Raw genomic sequence first — 21,635 nt, 5'->3', positions numbered from 1 at the left:
GACCGGTCCGGCCTCACCGCCGTCAGTTTTCTCGAGAAAAACGCCACACTGACAATCTGGCAGGGTAACACCCCACAGCGCTATCTCCATGGCATCATCACCGGGATGGAAACCGGGGAAAACAATGACTGGCAGATGAACTACAGCCTGACTATTTCGCCTCCGCTCTGGCGCTGTGGTCTGCGACAGAACTTCCGCATCTTTCAGCAGCAGGATATACAGGCCATTTCCACCACCCTGCTGACTGAAAACGGCGTCACCGACTGGGTGCCTTCTTTTTATGAATCCCATCCCCCGCGGGAGTTCTGCGTTCAGTACGGCGAAACCGACCTCGGCTTTCTCACCCGGCTGTGGGCTGAAGAGGGCATTTTCTTCTTTGACTGGTTCCACCCGACCGGACCCGACCAGAAACTGGTGCTCTGCGATGACGTCGCCGGGGTCTCCACCCTCGGCTCCCTGCCCTTTAACCCGAATACCCGCGAAGGATACCATCGACGGGAAGCCGGTAACGGAGCAGATCTATGTCCACAGTAAGCTGATGATAGTAGATGATCGCTACGTCCTGGTAGGCAGTGCCAATATTAATGAACGCAGCCTCCAGGGGGATCATGACTCAGAGCTGGCGGTACTGATTTCAGATACAGCGAGCGGTACTATTGATATTGACGGTAACGGCAATCAGGTTCCCTGCCGTAATTTTGCCCGTAATCTGAGAATAAATGCGTGGAAAAAATTACTGGGAGCATCGGCGACTGAAGATATACTGAACAGTCCTGCTGCAGAGAAAACCTGGCAGGCTATCAGGGAACAGGCGCAAGTCAATACAAAGTCTTATGAAGAGGTATTTAATTTTATTCCACGAAATATCCCTATTGAAGAGGAAAAAACAGGCACCGGTAGTAGTGGTAATAAACCTAAACTCGATACAACGACAGGCGACGACAATATTCCTGCTCCCAACTTCTCTTATGCTTCCCTGTGGCCGGTATGGGATGGAGATAATAGCAATAAGCATGTCAGAGCAGCAGCATTAAAGATGCCATTCTCTACTGATTTCTGGCTAACATATAATAAAGCAAAATTTAATAATCTGAATAAATTGAAAGAAATAAAAGGTTATATTACGTTATTGCCTCTTCACTGGACAGAAAACGAAAACAATCTGATACCTTATCACTCAGATCTATTTTCTCTTAAACAATCAGAAAATCAGGCAGACACCCTGATGGCAGATATCGGAAATGAAGAACAGGGTAATGAGGTATCCGCATGAGGTTTAAAACAGTATTAATACTTGCTTGCTTTACAGGAGCAGTCCATGCAGGGCCACAGCAATGGAAAGAAGAATGTGTGGGATATTATAAGATGCAGGTACCCGTGAATCTTGAGGTGGCTCTATATCCTCTTGATGGCTTACTTAATACAAAAAGGAAACCACCATATGATGGTCGTGACATGGGATATTTTTGGCCAATAATAACATTTGGTGACTATTATGGGGTTGGAGAACAAACTGATACCTCCGTTCAATCTCAGTTCTCTATTTTTCACTATGCCAATTATAAAATTAGCGTTTCAACGAAGAGTAAAGAAGCAGTCGATATAAGTAAGTACAAAGAGAAAATAGAAGAAATACTTCGTGTTAACTATGAGGCAAGGAGAATTCGACTTAAAGAAGAAAATCCTGAGATGGCGATACCTGAAAATAAAATCGGTGTCAAATCCACATATAAAATAAAACAATATTCAGATGCTTTTTCAATTTATCAATCAAAATATTTTGAGTTGCACTTCAACAGGGCTAACAGGTTATATGTTTTCCGGCCTGATACAGTTCCATTACTGGCAAATAAAACATTAACTGCTGACGAAGCTGCGCCGATAGTGGAGCCAACCGTAAAGTCGCTGATGAAACGCTTTCGCCCCCGCGAGTTATATGAAGTGCCGCCAGAGCAGGGATTTTGTCTACCCTATGGGTTTATTGCCAGTGATTCGGGGCAAGAGTCGCACGATATGGGAGTTACGTATCGGCTTATTGATCATCCGGATGTGACGATTTTTTTCCAGGACATGGGGATAAATGAAAAGGTTCAGTCAGACGAAGGCAGTGTGAAAGAGGCCGTCACAGCCATGTGGAATACTCACTATTTAATGGGGGCAGATAAAAAAGAACTGCTACCTCCAAAATGGCAGAAGATTGAAATGGATGGTCGCGAAGGCATGGGAACCTTTGTTAAGGCAACCTACAATAACGTTCCCACATATGATTATAACGGACATGTTACAGAGCGCCATAATTATATCAATTATGGCTACCTGGCATATGTCAGAGGTGCTAAAGAAACCAGGAATAAGAAACCAGATTTATTACTCTATATATCGCAAAGCAGTAGTCAGGTTAAGGATAAACCACCAATGAGTAAAGATGAATTTTTTGAGATTGCCAAACATATTACTCGTTCAGTGACGCACCGTTGACATAATATATTATGTATGCAGCTAAGCTTCTATCCAATCCAAAAAACTACCAATCTGGGTAAGTTTATCGAAAGCAAATCTTGATTTAAAAATCTTACAAGAGAATATATGACCAAAACACTTTGGATGTTTGCGAAAGGTAGCAATGTAACAAAGCTACAGATATTGCTAAATAAAAATGGGGCTATCCCAAAACTCATAGAAGACGGTAAATTTGGTAAAAATACATACAATGCAGTGAAATTATTTCAGCGACACAATGGACTGAAAGATGATGGTGTTGTCGGGCCACAAACCTGGCGAAAACTGGGGGTTCAGGATCCTTTCACCAGTAGTTCATCCAACTCTTCTACTAATTCAAATGGTACGACTACTAAACCATCAACCGGTACAATTGCTGAGACAAGCGAGGGATTCTGTTTTCCTTTCACGGAACTACCTGCCCTGTCATGGACGAACGGTGGCCGTCAATTTGGCGCCAGGCGTAAAGGAGGTCGCAAACATGCAGGTTGTGATTTGATATTCCCTGCTGGAACTCCTATATATGCTGTTGCTGATGGCGTATTACTTCAGAAGTCATATCCTTTTTACTTAGGTACCTATGCTGTAGAAATCAGGCACGGAGACATCATTCTCCGTTATGGTGAAATTGCTCCTGGTTCGTACACAGGAGGACCGACTGTCAAAAAAGGTCAGATTATTGCTAAAGTAGGGTTACTGAGTACGGGTTCTTCCATGTTGCATTTGGAAGTTTATACCAATGGGGCATCATCAGCCAGTCTTTCAGGTGGCGGTATTTACAAAAGGCGTTCCGACGTGACAGATCCTGCACCATATCTCAATGTATGGAAAAATAATCTACCCAAACTTTGATCTTCAAGGAATTGATGAAATGCTTAAAAATATAGGTTTTATTTTAGCTCTGATATTTTCTGGTATTGTTAGTTGTGTTGCAACAGAACTTGGTAACATTCCGTTAGATAGCCTTAATACTACTAGTTTCAACATTGGTGAAATTGCTGATGGAGAGATTGTTGATTTGAGACACGCCACTTGCACTCTTCGTCTGGCTGATAATAAGAAGGAGGGTTCCTATAACTATATTGAAGGGGCAATTTGCCCTGTTAGTGGAGAAGAGTGTACATACTCTGCTATCATGAAACTGAATGGGAATATAACAATATTGAAACAGATATCATCAGGTGAAAATAACTCAGTTTATAAAAATAATGATTTATCTCTTTCCATAACACAGACTCCGATGACAGAGCCAAACGATGATGAAGGAAGCGACATTAAAGCTACTATCATCCTCAAAACAAAACACGGTCAAAAGATTTTTAATATGACGGGATACTGTGGGGTTTAAAAAATGAGTATTCCCTTGCGAGAACATAATTTTCAGAATGAATATTATTTTTGTAATACATAATTTCATTCAGGAAGTAGATTGATGAAAAAACCACAGGCCAGGTATCACCGAAAAAGGTGGACGTCCGAAGAACTGAAATTCGTGAAAACCTACTATAGTATTGTGCCAACAGTAAAAATTGCAGAAATACTCGAACGCTCATTTGACGCAGTCAGATGGGTTGTTCGCAACCAGGAAAAAGGTTGATGGATTCATACCAACTCAGAACAGAGGAAGAAAAAGCAATCATCCGCACTCATTTTACGGCAGGCAGCGGAATTGCACAGATATCCGACTGGAAAAGCGCCAGCAAAAGGTATCGAAAACATTGAAGTACAATACGTAATCAATGCTTACTTACGATGATGTAGCGGAAACATAACAATAGTCACTCCAGTCATCCATCAGAGAAACTCGTTTCGGCCACAAAGTCCCCCGCTGGTAAGCAGCTTCCGCCTTATCTGCTAACTGATGTGCCAGAGCGTGTTCAATCACTTCCCGCTGGTATAATGTTGTCTCCCCTGCCCATTCACGAACGTTGAACGGAAACCATGTTGTGTTAAATCTTTGCGATCCATGCGTTTTAAGACGGCTGTTAATGACATATCTGAGAGCTGCCCACCACGAGGGGCCGGAAAGACGAGATTATTGCGTGGAAGAGCCTTTAACAACGCCACCGCAGCGTCAGATAACGGAACACTATGCTCTTTATTTGCTTTCATCCTTTCTGCCGGGATAATCCACGTTTTGGCCTTCAAATCAATTTCATCCCATTCAGCACCACGAATTTCCCCTGAACGGGCGACAATCAGGATAGAGAACTCCAGAGCGCGGGCTAAAATCCCGTTCTTGTACGAAGTTCTGTCATAAACATCCCCATCTCGCCATATGGCAGTGCAGCATGATGTTATTCTGTACCTTGCCTGGCATTAGCGAATATACACTACTGAACCTTATTCAGACACAAATATGGCAGTCCCCTCACCGCCATATTTTAAGAAGAGCTCGTACGCAAGTACGGGCTTTTTTTTCGCATATTGCACGCCTGCGGAGGGATGAGAAGCCCTGACCGGGGTTCAGCAACTGTATACAGCCAGGATTAAACGCAGCACGGTAAAGAAACGGCCCCTCTCACCACTGGCAAGAGGGGCCGTTCGTTATGACCGGCTGTCGATTATGCGCCTACAGGCACATTATGCGCGGTGTTTTGCAGCACCGGTCCGGTATATTTCTCGATCTGCAACTGTGACATCTGCCCGCAGTTCCCCTGCGCCAGGCTGGAGGAACCGACGTCAAAGGTCAGACAGTTAACGTTACCGTTCTTACACAGCGAACCAGGCTGTGACGGATCGGCCGGGTCAAACCACGCCCCTTCGCTGATTCGCACTACACCTTCACGGACGTTATCAGTGATCACCGCCCCTACCAGGATCTGCCCGCGATCGTTAAAGGCACGAACCAGATCGCCCGCACTAATACCGCGAGCGGCCGCATCCTTCGGATGGATCCAGATAGCCTCACGGTCGGCTACTGCATACTTCTTACGCAGCGGCGTGTTGTCGAGCTGAGAGTGTAGACGGTTAATCGGGTGACCAGTATTCAGCGACAGTGGGTATTTCGCTGCTTCCGGCCCGCGATACCATTCGTGAGGGGGCATCCAGGTCGGGATCGCTTTACAGTCCTCGTAGCCCATTTTGGCAATGGCATCAGAATAGATTTCGATTTTGCCGGACGGCGTACCCAGCGGATTAAGCAGCGGATTCTCGCGGAAATCAGCAAAGCGTACCCACTGTTTATTCTCTTCCGGAATCGGGAAGCGAATGTAGTTGTTGGAGGCCCAGAACATATCAAACGGTGGCAGCGCCACGCGTGCGTTACGCGCCTGGGCTTTCATGTCGTCATACATGCCTTTTAACCATAACATCTCATCTTTACCTTCGGTAAAGGCGTCGTGCACGCCGAGGATCTCGGCAATACCGGCAAAGACGTCAAAGTCATTTTTCGCTTCATGCTGTGGCGGCACACACTGGCGTAGCGGGAAGACGTAGAGCTGCGAGTAGTCGCCGCCCATGTCCAGGTCATTACGTTCATAGGTCGTGGTAACCGGCAGCACGATATCGGCATGTTTGGCCGTTGCCGTCCAGTAAGGTTCGTTGACGACCACGGTCTCCGGGTTCTGCCAGGCTTTGACCAGGTTATTGGTATCCTGATGCTGGTGGAAGGTATTCCCCCCCGCCACGTAGACCATTTTAATATCCGGGTAGGTCACTTTCGTGCCGTTATAATCAATGGTCTTGCCAGGGTTCGCCAGCGCATCGGCAATGCGCGCCACTGGGAACGGTGTAATATCTTTTGCCGCCGGAGAGGTTGGGCTACCCGCCGAGATCCCAGCGAGAATGCCGCCGCGCGCGGTCGGGCTACCGCCAGAGGAGTAGTGATAGCTAAAGCCGAAGCCGCCGCCAGGCAGGCCAATCTGCCCCAGCATCGACGCCAGCGTCACCATCATCCAGTGCGCCTGTTCACCGTGGTGCTGGCGCTGAATGCCCCAACCGCCCATGATCATGGTGCGGTGTTTTGCCATATCGCGCGCCAGCTGTTTGATCACCTCGGCATCAACACCGCTGATGTCCGCCGCCCAATTGGCGTCTTTCACAATACCGTCGTCCTGACCGGTCAGGTAGGCTTCAAACTTATCGAAGCCGACGGTATAGGTTTTCAGGAAGTCAGCGTTATGCAGTTTTTCCACCAACAGCGTATGGGCAATCCCCGCCATCAGCGCACAGTCGGTATAGCTGTGCGGGCCAATCCACTCGGCACCCAGCATACGGGCGCTGTCGCTGTGCACCGGATCGATACAGATCATCCGGGTGCCTTTTTTCTTCAGCGCTTCAAAACCAGTCTGGCTGACGTGATCCGGCAGGTTCCAGCTGTTTTTAAGCGTGATCATAGGGTTACAGCCAATCATCACCACCAGCTCGGTGTTTTCAATGACGTTCGGCCATGCGGTCTGCTGCTCATAAACCTCAACAGAGCCCACTACATGCGGCATTATTACCTGTGCGGCACCGGTCGAGTAGTCGCCGGAGTAGCCGACAAAACCGCCTGCCAGGTTCATCATGCGCTGCAGTAGTGTTCTTGGGTTGTGGAACATCCCCACACTTTTCCAGCCATAAGAGCCCGCATAGATAGAGGACGGTCCGTGCTCTTTCTGCAGACGGCTGATTTCACCGGCCACCAGATGCAGCGCCTTATCCCAGCTTACGCGCACCCACTCATCGCGGCCACGCAGCTCAGGTTTACAGTCTTTCGCGCCGCCTTCCAGCCAGCTTTTACGCACCATCGGGTACTTAATGCGGTTTTCGGCATACACCTGATAGGGTGCCATAGTAATCAGTTCGTTCGGATACGGATCGTCTTTCACCGGACGAACGTCAACCATTTTGCCATCGCGGACGATCGCTTCAAACGCGCCCCAGTGGGCACCGGTCAGAATGCCGCTTTCCGCCTGGCGCAGCGCCACAAACTGCGGCAGCGCCTGGCTTATCGCTTCGGCCAGCGCCGAGCGTGGCCACATTCCCGCCAGCAGAGGTGCCGCCATTAAAGCTCCGGCACCGGCCAGAAAACGGCGACGAGTCAGATTCATACCTGCTTCCTGGCTCTGCTCCGCCATGTCATGGTCATTATTCTTTTTCATCATGGCTCCTTATTTTTTGTCCTGATCGGCTGCTGCGGGCATGTCGCTCGCGTGTTTTTGTACGTACTGGGTCAGAAGACGAACCTGTTCCTGCGTCAGCGACGTACGACCGGACATGCCTTTAACCACCCCAATCCACTGGTTGGCGTTAAAGCGATTCAACTCGGTAAGACCGTGGCAACCGGTACAGTTGTTAGCCATGAGATCGGAAGCGTAGCTCCAGATTTTTTGTTGATCGCCAATCAGACTTTTCGCCGGCAGCCAGACCTGCAGATCGACTTCATGCCAGACCTGTTTCGTCTCTTCATCGGTTACCGTATTGTTCACTTTCAGCGCTTTACGCGCTTCCTCGCCCAGCAGGGCGCTCATGATGCGTTTACCACGCGCGGCGTAGAATGCCTCGGTGACGCCATCCTGCTGCCAGCCTTTGACATCAGCCAGGACCATATCACCGTCACGTTTCACTACCTGCACTTCGGTGGAAGCCATCAGGTTACCATCGTTATGATCGGCGGTTTTCTCACTGAGCCAGAACGGTTGGGTTTGAATGGTGTACAGCGTGGTCGCTGTTGCCGGCGTTTTCGCTGCCGCATTCGCCAGTTCGCTCGCCCCTGCTGCCGCCAGGCCACTCATGTTCGGCAGAATGTGCGCGACGCCTTTATGACAATCGATACAGGTTTGGCCCTCTTTGATCGCCACCGGGTGCTGCTTACGGGCTTCAGGGGTTTGCGCCAGAATATCCATCGCTTTGTAGTCGTGGCAGGAACGACAGGTTGCCGAGTCGTTCTTCTTCAACCCATCCCACACGCTCTGGGCCATCGCGAGCTTATGCGCCTCGTATTTTTCTGGGGTATCGATTTTGCCGGTCATTTCACCCCAGACATCTTTCAGGGCGCCAATTTTGGTCAGCATATAATCGATCGGCTGGTGGGGAACGTGGCAATCGGCACACTCGGCGCGAATACCTTTATTGTTCTGGAAATGCACACTGCCCTGATATTCCGCCAGAGGTTGTTGCATGGTATGACACGACACGCAGAATTCGGTATCGCTGGTTTTATGCATGATAGTTGCCGTACCCGCCAGCAGCACGACACCAATAATGATCCCAACCAGCAGGGCGATAAATATAATTTTTCGCCTACCTGAACGTTCCAGTGAAAGTTTTCTCATCTTATTATTTAACCCTTTTCCTAAAATAAAGACGCAATAGTCCTTGCCACATGACAATCGCTATATAAAAATATTTATAGCGATTACCGTCATCTTCTAATCCAACAATGCTTATGGAAGTTTGATTCTGCGGGCTAATCATCAGAGGTTGATTAGCCGATAATTTCAGCGTGGTATCACATTGCAAATCGAGCAAACCTTCGTGCAAATGTTGATATATTTTGATTATTTCAGTGTAGCGATTTGTTCTTTTTTCGCGCGGTCGATACTACGAATAATGATCTCTCGTTGGCTATCGTCCGGCGGTAACAGTTTCAGCATCAGTTGCCATGCCGCTATCGCTTTATCATATTGTTGATGCTCAAAGGCGTTAAACGCCACAAGGCTGAGCACCCGTACATCGTTATGGTTATTTTTGAGCAACGTATCAAGCAACTGCTGGGCTTCACGGCTATCATTCGGATCCGTAGAGTGCAGCAATGCTTCGGTGTAGCCCAGCTGCGCATCCGCATTTCCCGGCGCCAACTGTCGCGCTTTATCAAACGCCTGTAACGCAGCCCCGGGGTTATTCAGCACCAGTTGTAGCCTGCCGAGCATCGTCCAGCTTAGCTGGTCTGCCGGATATTGTTGCAGACGGGTACGTAGCCCCAGCGCCAGGCGAAACAGCTCTTCTTCCGACAGCGGTTTCCCCTGGGGATCCATCACGCGCTGCATCAGTTGCGGCGTTTGTTGCACGACCTGCTGCCACTCAATTACACGGGGGACGTAACTCGTTCGGACGAATACCCCTACGCATAAAGAGGTTAGTATAATAACCCCGAGAATATACACCCAATAGCTACTATTTTTGTTATCCGTTTTTGGCGACTCAGGCAAATCTTCCAATAAATTCAAGCGTAAATCGTCAACTAACTGCTGTTGCTGAGCCGCATTTACCGGAGAAATGTCTTCATCAAGCTCCTGAAGACGCGCACGAAAAATCATATGATTCATCGTGTTACGATCAACGCGCTGTCTGCCAGACCAGGGAATGAACAGCAATGCCGCCGTCCCCAGCAGTAAAATTATCATGATGAGAAAAGCGACGATCATTTCAGGGTCCTTTTGTTTTCATCGAGAAGCGCTTGCAAACGCGCCTGCTCATGCGGACTGAGTTCCGTTTCCTGCGCGGCCCGCGGGCGACGGCTTAAACGGAAAATGACCAGCGCGCCGCCCAGAACAAAACAGGCAGGGAGCAGCCAGAGGATCAGCGTAGCCAACGTTACCGGCGGTTCATAGGTGACGAAGTTACCGTAGCGCGCCACCATATAATCGGTAATTTGCTGATTGCTTTGCCCCTCCTCCATCAGTTGCCAGACTTTTTTACGCATATCGGCGGCAATCATAGAATTGGAGTCGGCAATACTGTTGTTTTGGCATTTCGGGCAGCGCAGTTGCGCGGTCAGTTGGCGGAACTGCTGCTCCTGAGCCTCATTTTTAAACGGATAAGTGTCAATCGCCGCCAGCGCCTGAAACGATAGCAACGCTGTCAGCAACGTCATTAGCAAAAATCTCACGCGCTGCCCTCCCGACTGTATTTATTCCACAACGGCAGAATTTCCTGCTGCCATACCTGTTCGTTCAGATCGCCCGCATGGCGGTAGCGAATAATGCCTTTGCCATCGATAAGGAAGGTTTCCGGCGCACCGTAGACACCAAGATCCAATCCCAGCATACCGTCACCATCAAACACCCCCTGCGCGTACGGATTACCCAGCTCGTGCAGCCAGTCCAGCGCCTTCTGGCGATCGTCTTTATAGTTAATGCCCACGATGCGAATGCCCTGCGCCGCAAGGGAACGCAGGTATTGGTGCTCCGCGCGGCAGGTTGGACACCAGGTCGCCCAGACGTTAAGCAGCACCGGCTTCCCGTTGATAATACTGGACGCGTCCAGCATCACGTCGGGTTTCTCCAGCGATGTCAGGCGGAACTCCGGTAACGGTTTTCCAACCAGCGCCGACTCCAGCGCCGTTGGGTCATCGCCGTCGCTATTGCGCAGCAGTTGCCACATCAGCGCCGCCACCAGAACCAGAAAGATAACCAGCGGCAGATAAAGGACTTTGCGGTTCATTATGCGTTCTCCGGCAGCGATTTACGTAAGCGGTAGCGCGGGTCCAGAATGCATAATACGCCGCCAAGCGCCATTAACATTCCGCCAAACCAGATCCAGCGAACAAACGGTTTGTAGTACAGGCGCACCGCCCAACTGCCATCATCCAGTTCTTCACCCAGCGCGGCATACAGATCGCGCACCAGCCCGCCGTCGATGGCGGCCTCGGTCATCTCCATCCGGCTGCTGCTGTAGACGCGTTTTTCTGCCCGCAGGGTGCTGATGTGTCGTCCGTCCTGCGAGACGTCAATCACCGCTTCGCCGCCAAAATAGTTCGGGCCGGTAATGTCCTGAACGTCGCGGAAGACAAAGTGATATTGATGAATATCGGCGCTATCACCCGGCTTCATACGCACATCGCGCTCAATGCTATAGTTCTGGCTAAAGGCGATGCCAATCACCGTCACCACCAGCCCGACATGCCCAGCCACCATCCCCCAGTGGCTGCGCCCCAGGCGAGTTAGCCCGCGCCAGAAGGTATGGCGATCGGTAGCGCGTTCCACGACCTCCATCACTGTCAGAACCAACGCCCACAGCGACATCAGCAGACCAAGCACGGTCATCGCCTTAATACGGTCCTGCATCAGCCACGGCAGCACCACGGCCAGCACAATCGACACCAGCGCCGCAACCAGCAGCCGCTTACGCAGCTTATGCAATTCATCGCGCCGCCAGCGTACCAGCGGCCCAATCCCCAGCAACAGCGAGAAGGGAATCATCAGCACGATAAACAGCGAATTAAAGAATGGTTCACCGATTGAGATACTACCCAGCCCCAATAATTTATGAATCAGCGGCAGTAGTGTGCCCAACAGCACCACCAGCATCGCGGCGATCAGCAGGACGTTATTACCCAGCAGCAGCGACTCGCGCGACCACAGCTCATGACGTACCCGAGAGCGCACCTTCCCGCCTTTAATGGCAAACAGCAGCAGCGAACCGCCGATGGTGATCACCAGCAGCGCCAAAATAAACAGGCCGCGCGTCGGATCAGAGGCGAATGAGTGCACAGAAATGAGTACCCCGGAACGCACCAGGAAGGTGCCAAGCAGGCAGAGCGAGAAGGCGAGGATTGCCAGCAGCACGGTCCAGGATTTGAAGCTACCCCGCTTCTCCGTTACAGACAGTGAGTGAATCAGTGCCGTTCCGGCCAGCCACGGCATCAGCGAGGCATTTTCGACGGGATCCCAGAACCACCAACCGCCCCAGCCCAGCTCGTAGTATGCCCAGGCAGAACCCAACACGATGCCCACAGTCAGGAAGCTCCACGCCGCCAGCGTCCACGGACGCGACCAGCGCGCCCAGGCGCTGTCCAGACGCCCGGTCATGAGCGAAGCGATGGCAAAAGCAAAGGCGACGGAAAAGCCCACGTAACCCATGTACAACATCGGTGGATGAAAAATCAGTCCAATATCCTGCAGCATCGGATTCAGGTCGCGGCCTTCGATCGGAAAGTCCGGCAGCGTGCGTACAAACGGGTTCGAGGTCAGCAGGATGAACACCAGAAAGCAAAAGGAGATCATCCCCATCACCGCCAGCACGCGGGATGATGCTTCCAGGGGAAGGTTGCGGCTCAGCGCCGCCACTGCAAAGGTCCAGCCGCTCATCAGGAGCACCCACAACAGCAGCGACCCTTCGTGCGCCCCCCAGGTAGCCGCCACGCGATACCATACCGGCAGCAGCGTATTCGAGTTGCTGGCGACATACTGAACGGTGAAATCATTCACCACAAAAGCGTAAACCAGTATCAGGAATGACCCGAGGATCGCCGCAAACATGGCGAATGACAGCGGTTTCGCCAGTGCCATCATCCGCGTATCCTGGCGCATCGCACCCCAGGTCGGATACAGCCCGAGCAGGCAGGAAATACCCAGCGCCAGGCACAGCAGAAAATGCCCAATTTCAGGGATCATTGCGCGGCTCCTTGTTGATTTCCGGCAGGGTGATGATTTTCGTCCATCGCCTCTTTAATCTCCGGAGGGGTATAGTTTTCATCGTGTTTCGCCAACACCTCTTTGGCACGGATATGGGTACCGTCTTGCAGCGTTCCCTGTGCCACCACACCCTGCCCTTCTCTGAACAGCGCTGGCAGGATCCCCGTATAGCTCACCTCTACCACGCCGCGCGCATCGTAGAGCTTAAAGGTCACGTCCAGCGTTTTATCGTCACGCTTCACGCTGCCGGGCATCACCATGCCGCCAATGCGCAGGCGCTGTCCCGGCTCCGGCTTCTGGCCATTTTCCCGCTTGCCGTAAATGATTTCCCCCGGCGTATAGAACAGATCGATATTGGCGCTGAGCGCATACATCACCAGTCCGACCGTCAGCGCCAGCCCTCCCAACACGCTACAGGCAAGCCAGAGTCGTACCTTACGCCGCGGATTCACAACGCCTCTCCTTTTTTACGCGCCGCCAGCATCCGACGCTCGCGCGCCATCTGACGCTGAACGTCAGCCAGCAGCACCCTGCGCTGCCAGCAGGCATGCCAGACCATAACCAGCAGCGAGAGCACCGTCACGGCAACTGCCAGCCAGACATAAAAGGCGTAGCCGCCCATCTGCCAGAAATCACTCCAGGAGTGGAAAGCGCTCGTCATGAATTAACCTCGTTTTTGCGCCCGGAAACCAGCTGCGCCACCCATGGGCGGCGACGTTCCTGCAGCAGAATCAAATTACGCATACGCATTAATGTCAGAGTAATAAAAAGGAATAAGAAGCCGAAAATCGTTAAACGCAACGGCATACGCATAGATGGGTCGATGGTTTTCTGCATATTGGTCGACCCCTGATGCAGGGTGTTCCACCATTCAACGGAAAAATGAATAATCGGCAAATTGACCACCCCGACCAGAACGAGGATCCCGGCGGCGCGCCCGGCCAGGCGGCGGTCATCAAAGGCGTGATACAAGCCAATCACGCCGACATATAAGAACAGCAGCACCAGCTCGGAGGTCAGACGCGCATCCCACACCCACCAGGTGCCCCACATTGGTTTGCCCCAGGCAGAACCAGTGACCAGCGCGATGAAGGTATAGACAGCGCCGGGAAGCGCCATCGCCATCACCGCGTTATCCGCCATTTTCATTTGCCAAATCAGGCCCACAAAGGCAGTCACCGCCATCGAGCCATAAATCCCCATCGACCAGATAGCCGCGGGCACATGCAGATACATGATGCGATAGCTTTCGCCCTGCTGATAATCCGCTGGGGCGTAGACAAAGCCCCAGATACAGCCCACCACCAGAAACAGCGCGCTCAGGATAGCCATTGCCGGAATAAACCGCCCGCAGACCTTATACAACCGCTCTGGAATGGCGAGTTGGTGTAACGCTTTCCACATTTTTTCTTTGCCTCATATTCCCGCAGATGACGGGAGTTATTGCACGCTGATTCGTAACGCTGCTGCAGTGGCGAACGGACTTAAGGTGGCGCTTCCTGCCAGGAAGGCCCCGAGGATCGCCAGATAGCCGTCAACCGGCAGCAGCATCTGCGCCGCGCCCACGGCGGCGGTCGCAAAAATTAATAAAGGGATCATCAACGGCAGCACCAGCAGGCTGAGCAATACGCCGCCGCGCCGCAATCCGACGGTCAGCCCGACGCCAATCGCACCAATAAAACTGAGCGTGGGCGTACCCAACAATAGCGTAAGCGCCAGCACTTGCCACTCCGCAACGGAGAGGCCGAACAGCGTGGCGATAAGCGGAGAGATGATTAACAGCGGTAGCCCGGAAACCACCCAGTGTGCGGCGACTTTCGCCAGCACCACCAGCGAAAGCGGGACTGGCATCAGCATCATCTGCTGCAACGAACCGTCCAGCCAGTCATCACGAAACAGCCGATCCATTGCCAGCAGTGAGGAGAGTAGCGCCGCTACCCAGACGATGCCGGGGGCAATTTGCCGCAGCAGCTGTGGCTCAGGGCCAATACTGAGTGGAAACAGCGTGACGATAATCAGGAAGAACCACAGCGGGTTGATAATTTCGGCAAAGTTACGAAAGGCAAGGCGCAGGTCGCGCCAGAAAATCTGCGCGATCATGCCACAGCCGCCTCATATTCATTGAGCGTAATGGTGCGCAACGGGACGCACAGAGGCCGTAAAGGTTGATGGGTTGTCAGAATGACCGCGCCGCCCTGGACGACATGCTGTTCCAGTCGTGAGGTCAGTTTTTGCACACCGGCCACGTCCAGCGCAGTAAAGGGTTCATCTAAAATCCAGAACGTTGTGCGGCTTAGCCACAGTCTGGCCAGCGCCACGCGCCGCTGCTGCCCGGCAGAAAGCTGCGCCACAGCAACATCTTCAAAACCGACCAGTCCGACCTGCTCCAGCGCTTGCCAGCGCGTCTCAAGTGACGCCTGCGGGTGATAAAAACGCAAATTTTCCTCCGCCGTCAGCCCTCCTTTTACGCCAACCTGATGGCCAAGCCACAACAGTTGACGATGCCAGTCGTCACGCATCCGATGCAGCGGTTTACCCTGCCACAAAATCTGCCCTTCACTCGGCGTTGATAATCCCGTTAGTAGCTGTAATAAAGAGGTTTTTCCTGCCCCATTAGGTCCCGATATTTGGACAACTTCGCCGGGCTGAATAGAACATGATAGGCGGCAAAAGAGTTGACGTTCATCCCGCAGGCACGCAATATTTTTTAATTCAAGCATTAGAAGGCGGATCCAGTTCGGGAGCGCAGAATATTCAAGGATCTACAGTATAGCGAAAGTATGCGTTTCAGTTTGCCAAATATGTTAAAAAATATAAAACGCTTATGATCTGGAACATTATCGTAATATTTATCGCATCACGCATGTTTCATTATTATTAATAAAACCCGCCGATAAAGTGATTCCCGCCATTTTTTCGCCAGCCATCAACCACGTCAACTCATCCGCGCCCTACAAGTGTTCAATTAACATACATAAATGCGGCATATGCATTTTTAATATTAAAACTTAGGAAGGACAGTGCTGATATTAATCTTTTCTCTCTTTGCTTATATGCTAGGTTAATACACGTTTAAAATACAGGGATAATAAAATGAGTGTTACTTATGTTGTTGTTTTAACCTATATTAAACCGTTAAATGAAGTCGATAGACTACTTCCCGCCCACGTAGAATGGCTGAAAAAAGGCTATGCGGAAGGTTTATTCCTGGCATCAGGCCGCAAAATCCCACGTTCCGGTGGTGTGATATTGGCAAAATGTGATGATGCTGAAAAACTACAACACTATCTGAGCCTGGATCCCTTCCAGCAGGCTGGCGTCGCGAAAGTTGAGTTGATTCCATTTGAAGCGACCATGACGACTGCCGCCCTAAAAGATATTCTGTAATACCGCTAAAACAAAGCCCGGTTTCCCGGGCCTTGAAGACGGCATACTCATCAATTATAAGCGTTGAGCGTCCGCTGACAGAGGGCCGAGCGAACGCAATCATCTTTATTGAAACGAACGATCCCAACCATTTCATCTTCTTCGAAACGGGCCAGCGCGTCGCTTAGCCCTGAGCGAACGTGCGCAGGTAGATCGCACTGGGTTACATCCCCATTCACAATCACCGTCACATTCTCCCCGAGGCGAGTCAAAAACATCTTCATTTGCGCAGCAGTGACATTCTGAGCCTCGTCAAGAATGACCACGGCATTTTCAAATGTACGTCCACGCATATAGGCGAACGGCGCGATTTCCACCTTACCAATCTCAGGTCGCAGACAATATTGCATAAAGGAGGCTCCCAGACGTTTCACCAGCACGTCATACACCGGGCGGAAATAGGGGGCGAACTTCTCGGAAACATCTCCAGGTAAGAAGCCGAGATCTTCATCAGCTTGCAGAACCGGACGGGTTACAATAATCCTGTCCACGTCTTTATGGATCAGAGCCTCTGCTGCTTTTGCTGCGCTGATCCAGGTTTTACCACACCCGGCTTCACCGGTGGCGAAGATCAGCTGTTTACTCTCGATAGCATTCAGGTAGTGCGCCTGAGCCTCATTTCGCGCCGTGATTGGCGTGGCATCGCGACTATCACGCGCCATTCCGATCGCTTCTACGCCGCCCATCTGCACAAGCGAGGTGACCGATTCATCTTCACGTTGCTTATGGCTACGCGAGTCCCGCCTCAGCACCCGTTTTGCTTCGCGACGAGCTTTGATCACTGCTTTTTGTCTTCCCATGGATAGCACCTTGAGTTGTAGGTATACATCACACGCGCCGTTGGCGGCACGATTATGCGCACGAACATCTGAGGGTTGGCTTCCTTGTAAGCCATTGCTTGCTTTTGGATAAGACGCCACCCACGGCTACGCGCACCGTACAGGGCGTCAGTTACAAGGATAAAAAGTGAAAGGGGGAGATATTTAGCGGTGACGAAGTGGCTACCGGAAGAGAAACGTCCGCGTAAGGTACTGCTGTTACTGTGAAAAACGTGTCCAGTACAGGACTTTTCCATTCGCGATCTCCATAGTGAACAACTATCACCGCCGGGAACTACCGCTGTTACTTATAAGTACATCATAATCTTTCGCTAATGCAACAACATTTTTACTTGCCATTAACTTGATTTTGACTTGTCGCCACAGACAGTCTCTTGCAGAGAGATGACAAAATTATTTCATTCACAGACCGATCATAAAAAATAATTCGTTCATTCATGAAGATGTCAGTAAATGCCCCGCCGCACTGCGGGGCATAGGTATCAAGCTTCGAGCAAGGTCTGTCCGAGATAATGATCTGCGGTTTTAACTCCCGGCAACGCAAAGAAGTAACCGCCACCAATTGGTTTGACATACTCCTCAAGCGCTTCACCGTTCAGGCGTTTTTGCACCGTCAGAAAACCTTTTTCCAGATCGTGCTGATAGCAGACGAACAACAGTCCCATATCAAGTTGACCGGAATTGGTCACGCCGAGCGAATAACTGTAACCGCGACGCATCATCAGGCTGGACTCGGTCTCCTTCGTACGCGGGTTTGCCAGACGGATATGGCTGTCGAGTGCAATCACCTCACCTTCTGGATCGCTGGCATAGTCAGGCACATCGTGCTCATGCTGCATACCCAGCGGCGCACCGGTGTGTTTATCGCGACCAAAAATCGTTTGCTGCTCTTTCAGCGGCGTGCGATCCCAAAACTCCACGCGGAACTGAATGAGCCGCACGGCCTGATAGCTGCCACCTTGCGCCCACGCAGGTTCGCCCTGCCCGTCCGTAACCCACACCACGTTTTGCATCAGCTTCACATCTGTAGCGTCCGGGTTCGCGGTACCGTCCTTAAAGCCAAGCAAGTTGACCGGGGTCTCTTTCCCTTTACTGCGCGCGGCGTGATCGGAAATAAATCCTTCACGTTTCCAGCGAACGCTGAGCAGATCGGGCGTATGTTTGATGATATCGCGCAGCGCATGGATGACTGTATCCTGCGTGTTGGCGCAAATCTGCAACAGCAGATCGCCATGGCACAGCGCTGCATCCAAAGAATCATTCGGGAAGCGCGTCATTTTTTGCAGCTTTTTCGGCATCTGCGGTTTCAGGCCAAAACGCTCATCAAACAGCGAGGAGCCGACCGACATCGTGATCGTCAGATTGTCTGGTGCAATGTATGCGCCAAGGATACCGGAATCCATCGGCGGTAACCGCGGATTCGGCGTATCCGGCGCTGGTCCACCGGTAGTCAGAAACGCAAATCGCCGGGTTAGCAGCCGGAACAGACGTTCAAGATCGGCCTTATCGCTGGCGAGAACATCGAACGCCACCAGCATCATAGATGCCTGTTGCGGCGTCAGGATCCCCGCCTGATGTTGGCCATAAAACGGCTGCACTTCACTGCGAGCATCAGGAGACAACGTTCCCGGCGCGCTTTGCGGTTTTTGCGCATGGGCAACCGGGCATCCACCTGCCAACGCCAGCGCGCCACCCAAGGCGCCCATTCCTTTCAACAAACGTCGGCGTGACGGTTCGCTCACGCCGTTTTCATTTTCTTGCTGCATAGTGCTTAATCCAGACCCAGAACACCGCGTAATTGTGACAAGTCTTCCGCCAGCGTCGTGATTGGCCCTTTCAGCGCATTGCGATCGGCATCGGTCAGCTTATCATAGGTTTCAAAACCGTCTTTGGTACGATACTTGCTCAGGATGGTATCGACTTTTTTGAAGTTCGCATCCACCTTCGCCAGCAGTTCAGCATTGGATTTTTGTAACTGCGGACGCAGGAGGTTGACAATTTTCTGCGCGCCATCGACGTTGGCCTGGAAATCCCACAGATCGGTATGGCTGTAGCGATCTTCTTCCCCACTGATTTTGCTGGCTGCGACTTCTTCGATCAGCCCAGCCGCGCCACCCACCACTTTAGACGGTGGGAAGGCCAGCTCGCTAATACGCGTTTGCAGCTCAAGGACATCGTGGTTTAACTGGTCGGCGTACTTCTCCATACCTTTGGTGGAATTGTCACCAAACAGCGCCTTTTCCAGACGATGGAAGCCGGTAAATTTCGGATCGGCGGCTTTTTGTTCGTAATCATCTTCCCGCGCATCGATGCTGCCATCGAGATCGGAGAACAGTTCAGCAATCGGTTCAATACGCTCGTAGTGCTGACGCGTTGGCGCATACAGGGATTTTGCTTTTTCTACATCACCGGCTTTAATCGCATCGGTGAAGGCTTTAGTACTCGCTACCAGTTGCGCGGTTTCAGCCGTCACGTAGGCTTTGTACTCGGTAATCGCACCGCCCAGGCTCAACAGAGCATCACTGTGCGCGGCATCCGCTGTAGCGCTTCCTTTTACGATCAATTTGCCTTTCGGGTTGGTCAACAGACCGCAGGTCATATCATATTCGCCAGGCTGCAGGTTGGCCGTCATTTTCTGGCTAAAGCCCGGCGCAATGTTTTCGCGCTCTTCAACCACCATAACGCCTTTGAGGATCTCCCACTCCAGCGCTTTCTGGCTGTGGTTCTGGATGATGAACTGCGTTTTCCCGGCGTTAACCGTGATCGTCATCGGCTCACACTGTTTATCGTTAACCGTGACTTTCACCTGCGGAATATCGGCGGCTTGTGCAGAAAAAACGGATGCAAACAGCGCGGCAATCCCTAACTGCAGCGCACTACGGCGAAAATGAAGCGTCATAACCTGGCCCTTTAAATAAGTATGTTGTAACTAAAAAGTATTCTGCATCGCGTTTTTTTTAAGGTGCGGTACGCGATGCCGTAGTGCCTGAACGCGGCGGTAGTGCAAATATAATTAATGCCGGAATCAGGTAGATAAACCAGACAGCCACTTCACTCACGCTTGGCGCCTCCTGATAGCCGAAGATTCCTTCCATCAACGTGCCAAACAGCGAGTGCGTCGAAAGCACGCTGCTGATGTCAAATGCCACATCCTGAAAATGATTCCATAATCCGGCTTCGTGGAATGCGCGGATAGCCCCAGCAGCGAGTCCGGCGGCCACCAGCAAAATGAACAGACTGGTCCACTTGAAGAATGCCCCGAGATTAAGACGAATACCGCCGAGGTAAATCAGATAACCCAATACCACCGCGGTTGCCAGCCCCAGCATCGCGCCCAGCGGCGGCCAGATGCCGACATCCTGCTGAAACGCCGCCAGCAGAAAGAACACCGACTCCAGCCCCTCGCGGGCGACGGCAAAAAAGACCATCATCACCAGTGCCCAGCCGTGATGGTCGCCGCGCTGTAACGCGTTATCGACAGCCTGTTCAAGCTGGACTTTGACGTTACGTGAAACTTTACGCATCCAGAACACCATCCAGGTGAGGATCACCACAGCAATGACCGCCACGATGCCTTCGAACAGCTCCTGCTCTTTTTGCGGAAATTCCCCGGTGGTTTCGTTGATGAAAATCCCTAACGCCAGGCATAACGCCGCCGCCAGCAAAACACCAATCCACATCACACCAATCCAACGACCACGCTGAGTCCGTTTCAGGTAGCTGGCAATCAGACTGACAATCAGCGCGGCCTCTAACCCTTCGCGCAACATAATTAGAAATGGAACAAACATGCGAAGAACCCTTAAACGTTATTCTCAGTCAATTGATGCAAAGAAAAGTAAATTACAGTGATAGTGATTATCATTACAGGAAAGAAAAACTCAAGCAGAATGTTTTGAGAATGATGACTGAATGTAAAAGGTTAGGCAGGTAATGGTTATAGCGAGCTTGCAGCGTAGGTAATAAAAGCCCCCCACATGCGGCAATGTCATTAAGTTAACGCCTCTGTATCAGAAAGCATCAACCTGTATTCACGAAGGTAATGAACATGCTATTTCAGAGAAAGGATTCCGTTCACCTCATGTACATCGTTTCTCTGAAACACCGATTCCTGTGAACGTGTAAAGGGCGTTCTCCGCCACGCCCTTTACAATCCCGGCTCCCGGCGGGAAAATTGCCGCTCCGCGGTCCCCTCCGTTTATTCCTCCAGACGACCGGGCCGGGCGCGAGGTAGCATCCCTGCAAAGCGCGCCCTGAGCCAGCATCCATGCTGGCTCTCCCGGCCTTACGGAAACACGTCGGCAATTTTCAGCCGGACCAGCCACACCTGACCTCCTGTGTTTTTATTTGAATATGTTGAACAGCAAAAAAGATTTTACTGAAAGTCAGAGCGTTGAAGCGATGACCCCGGTCCGGCTGAAAATCGATGAGGCGTTGACGGCTGACCGGGTCTGTCCGCAGGGATGCGGACAGAGGGGACGGCCTGCAGGGACGCAGGCTCAGCCCCGACCCGACAGGCAGACGGCATAAG

At 51.5% G+C, this 21,635-nt stretch carries 21 protein-coding genes and 2 pseudogenes; 6 read left to right on the top strand and 17 right to left on the bottom strand.

The annotated features are described in order from the left end of the window. The 5 genes and pseudogenes from FDX11_RS15665 to FDX11_RS15645 form a co-directional block, all read left to right on the top strand. Positions 1 to 477 (top strand): annotated as a pseudogene (locus tag FDX11_RS15665) (contractile injection system protein, VgrG/Pvc8 family); the annotation flags it as partial. Positions 478 to 538: 61 nt separating this feature from the next. Then, entirely contained in the window at positions 539 to 1,273 is a 735-nt protein-coding gene (locus tag FDX11_RS25675; RefSeq protein ID WP_305764239.1) for a hypothetical protein, read from the top strand. Next, entirely contained in the window at positions 1,270 to 2,478 is a 1,209-nt protein-coding gene (locus FDX11_RS15655; protein ID WP_137398192.1) for a T6SS immunity protein Tli4 family protein, read from the top strand. The genes FDX11_RS25675 and FDX11_RS15655 overlap by 4 nt, the downstream gene beginning before the upstream one ends. A 108-nt stretch (positions 2,479 to 2,586) precedes the next feature. Further along, on the top strand, positions 2,587 to 3,351 hold the full coding sequence (locus tag FDX11_RS15650; protein ID WP_249360742.1) for a peptidoglycan-binding protein: 765 nt from the start codon (positions 2,587 to 2,589) through the stop codon (positions 3,349 to 3,351). Positions 3,352 to 3,370: 19 nt separating this feature from the next. Beyond that, positions 3,371 to 3,847: an adhesin gene (locus FDX11_RS15645; RefSeq protein WP_137398191.1), complete on the top strand. Its 477-nt coding sequence runs from the start codon at positions 3,371 to 3,373 to the stop codon at positions 3,845 to 3,847. Between the two features lie 399 nt (positions 3,848 to 4,246). On the opposite strand, the pseudogene FDX11_RS15635 reads toward FDX11_RS15645, so the two are convergent. The 12 genes and pseudogenes from FDX11_RS15635 to ccmA form a co-directional block, all read right to left on the bottom strand. Further along, a pseudogene (locus FDX11_RS15635) lies at positions 4,247 to 4,796 on the bottom strand (tyrosine-type recombinase/integrase); the annotation flags it as partial. 267 nt (positions 4,797 to 5,063) lie between these two features. Beyond that, positions 5,064 to 7,583, bottom strand: a complete 2,520-nt coding sequence (torA, locus tag FDX11_RS15630; protein ID WP_137398194.1) for a trimethylamine-N-oxide reductase TorA — start codon at positions 7,581 to 7,583, stop codon at positions 5,064 to 5,066. 9 nt (positions 7,584 to 7,592) lie between these two features. After that, positions 7,593 to 8,756: a NapC/NirT family cytochrome c gene (locus FDX11_RS15625; RefSeq protein WP_137398189.1), complete on the bottom strand. Its 1,164-nt coding sequence runs from the start codon at positions 8,754 to 8,756 to the stop codon at positions 7,593 to 7,595. A gap of 225 nt (positions 8,757 to 8,981) precedes the next feature. After that, positions 8,982 to 9,848 carry a c-type cytochrome biogenesis protein CcmI gene (ccmI, locus tag FDX11_RS15620; RefSeq protein WP_042309383.1) on the bottom strand — a complete coding sequence of 289 codons (867 nt, stop codon included), beginning with the start codon at positions 9,846 to 9,848 and terminating at the stop codon, positions 8,982 to 8,984. Then, positions 9,845 to 10,312: a cytochrome c-type biogenesis protein gene (locus FDX11_RS15615; RefSeq protein WP_077949340.1), complete on the bottom strand. Its 468-nt coding sequence runs from the start codon at positions 10,310 to 10,312 to the stop codon at positions 9,845 to 9,847. Before FDX11_RS15615 ends, ccmI begins: the two co-directional genes overlap by 4 nt. Then, positions 10,309 to 10,866, bottom strand: coding sequence for a DsbE family thiol:disulfide interchange protein (locus FDX11_RS15610; RefSeq protein WP_137361055.1), 558 nt, complete (start codon positions 10,864 to 10,866; stop codon positions 10,309 to 10,311). Before FDX11_RS15610 ends, FDX11_RS15615 begins: the two co-directional genes overlap by 4 nt. Next, complete coding sequence (locus FDX11_RS15605; protein ID WP_137398188.1) at positions 10,866 to 12,818, bottom strand: heme lyase CcmF/NrfE family subunit; 1,953 nt, start codon at positions 12,816 to 12,818, stop codon at positions 10,866 to 10,868. The genes FDX11_RS15610 and FDX11_RS15605 overlap by 1 nt, the downstream gene beginning before the upstream one ends. After that, positions 12,815 to 13,291, bottom strand: a complete 477-nt coding sequence (gene ccmE / locus FDX11_RS15600; protein WP_042309391.1) for a cytochrome c maturation protein CcmE — start codon at positions 13,289 to 13,291, stop codon at positions 12,815 to 12,817. Before ccmE ends, FDX11_RS15605 begins: the two co-directional genes overlap by 4 nt. After that, a complete protein-coding gene (ccmD, locus tag FDX11_RS15595) occupies positions 13,288 to 13,500 on the bottom strand; it encodes a heme exporter protein CcmD (RefSeq protein ID WP_137398187.1) in 213 nt (70 codons plus the stop codon). The genes ccmE and ccmD overlap by 4 nt, the downstream gene beginning before the upstream one ends. After that, complete coding sequence (locus tag FDX11_RS15590; RefSeq protein WP_042309394.1) at positions 13,497 to 14,243, bottom strand: heme ABC transporter permease; 747 nt, start codon at positions 14,241 to 14,243, stop codon at positions 13,497 to 13,499. Before FDX11_RS15590 ends, ccmD begins: the two co-directional genes overlap by 4 nt. A 36-nt stretch (positions 14,244 to 14,279) precedes the next feature. Further along, positions 14,280 to 14,939 (bottom strand): heme exporter protein CcmB, encoded by a 660-nt coding sequence (ccmB, locus tag FDX11_RS15585; protein WP_079224734.1) that lies wholly within the window; start codon positions 14,937 to 14,939, stop codon positions 14,280 to 14,282. Beyond that, positions 14,936 to 15,559: a cytochrome c biogenesis heme-transporting ATPase CcmA gene (ccmA, locus tag FDX11_RS15580; RefSeq protein WP_042309396.1), complete on the bottom strand. Its 624-nt coding sequence runs from the start codon at positions 15,557 to 15,559 to the stop codon at positions 14,936 to 14,938. Before ccmA ends, ccmB begins: the two co-directional genes overlap by 4 nt. A gap of 373 nt (positions 15,560 to 15,932) precedes the next feature. Between ccmA and FDX11_RS15575 the strand changes: the two genes are divergently transcribed. Then, positions 15,933 to 16,226, top strand: coding sequence for a YciI family protein (locus FDX11_RS15575; RefSeq protein ID WP_137398186.1), 294 nt, complete (start codon positions 15,933 to 15,935; stop codon positions 16,224 to 16,226). 50 nt (positions 16,227 to 16,276) lie between these two features. Here the strand turns inward: FDX11_RS15575 and phoH are convergent, their stop codons facing one another. The 5 genes from phoH to efeU all read right to left on the bottom strand — a co-directional run bounded on the left by phoH (position 16,277) and on the right by efeU (position 20,895). Further along, positions 16,277 to 17,065 (bottom strand): phosphate starvation-inducible protein PhoH, encoded by a 789-nt coding sequence (gene phoH / locus FDX11_RS15570; RefSeq protein WP_006685183.1) that lies wholly within the window; start codon positions 17,063 to 17,065, stop codon positions 16,277 to 16,279. Then, the gene (locus FDX11_RS25165) at positions 17,044 to 17,340 is read right to left on the bottom strand and encodes a hypothetical protein (protein ID WP_042309399.1); all 297 of its coding nucleotides are present in this window, start codon (positions 17,338 to 17,340) and stop codon (positions 17,044 to 17,046) included. Before FDX11_RS25165 ends, phoH begins: the two co-directional genes overlap by 22 nt. Before the next feature lie 246 nt (positions 17,341 to 17,586). Continuing rightward, complete coding sequence (gene efeB, locus FDX11_RS15565; protein ID WP_061381821.1) at positions 17,587 to 18,870, bottom strand: iron uptake transporter deferrochelatase/peroxidase subunit; 1,284 nt, start codon at positions 18,868 to 18,870, stop codon at positions 17,587 to 17,589. Between the two features lie 5 nt (positions 18,871 to 18,875). Beyond that, positions 18,876 to 20,003, bottom strand: coding sequence for an iron uptake system protein EfeO (gene efeO / locus FDX11_RS15560; RefSeq protein WP_137366309.1), 1,128 nt, complete (start codon positions 20,001 to 20,003; stop codon positions 18,876 to 18,878). A gap of 58 nt (positions 20,004 to 20,061) precedes the next feature. Further along, positions 20,062 to 20,895: an iron uptake transporter permease EfeU gene (efeU, locus tag FDX11_RS15555; RefSeq protein WP_137398185.1), complete on the bottom strand. Its 834-nt coding sequence runs from the start codon at positions 20,893 to 20,895 to the stop codon at positions 20,062 to 20,064. Positions 20,896 to 21,635: the final 740 nt, after the last annotated feature.

This window comes from Citrobacter sp. wls714, assembly GCF_005281025.1.
Classification (GTDB): Bacteria; Pseudomonadota; Gammaproteobacteria; order Enterobacterales; family Enterobacteriaceae; genus Citrobacter; species Citrobacter werkmanii.
The sequence above is the reverse complement of the archived record's forward strand: the minus strand, read 5'-3'. Positions and strand labels throughout refer to the sequence as shown.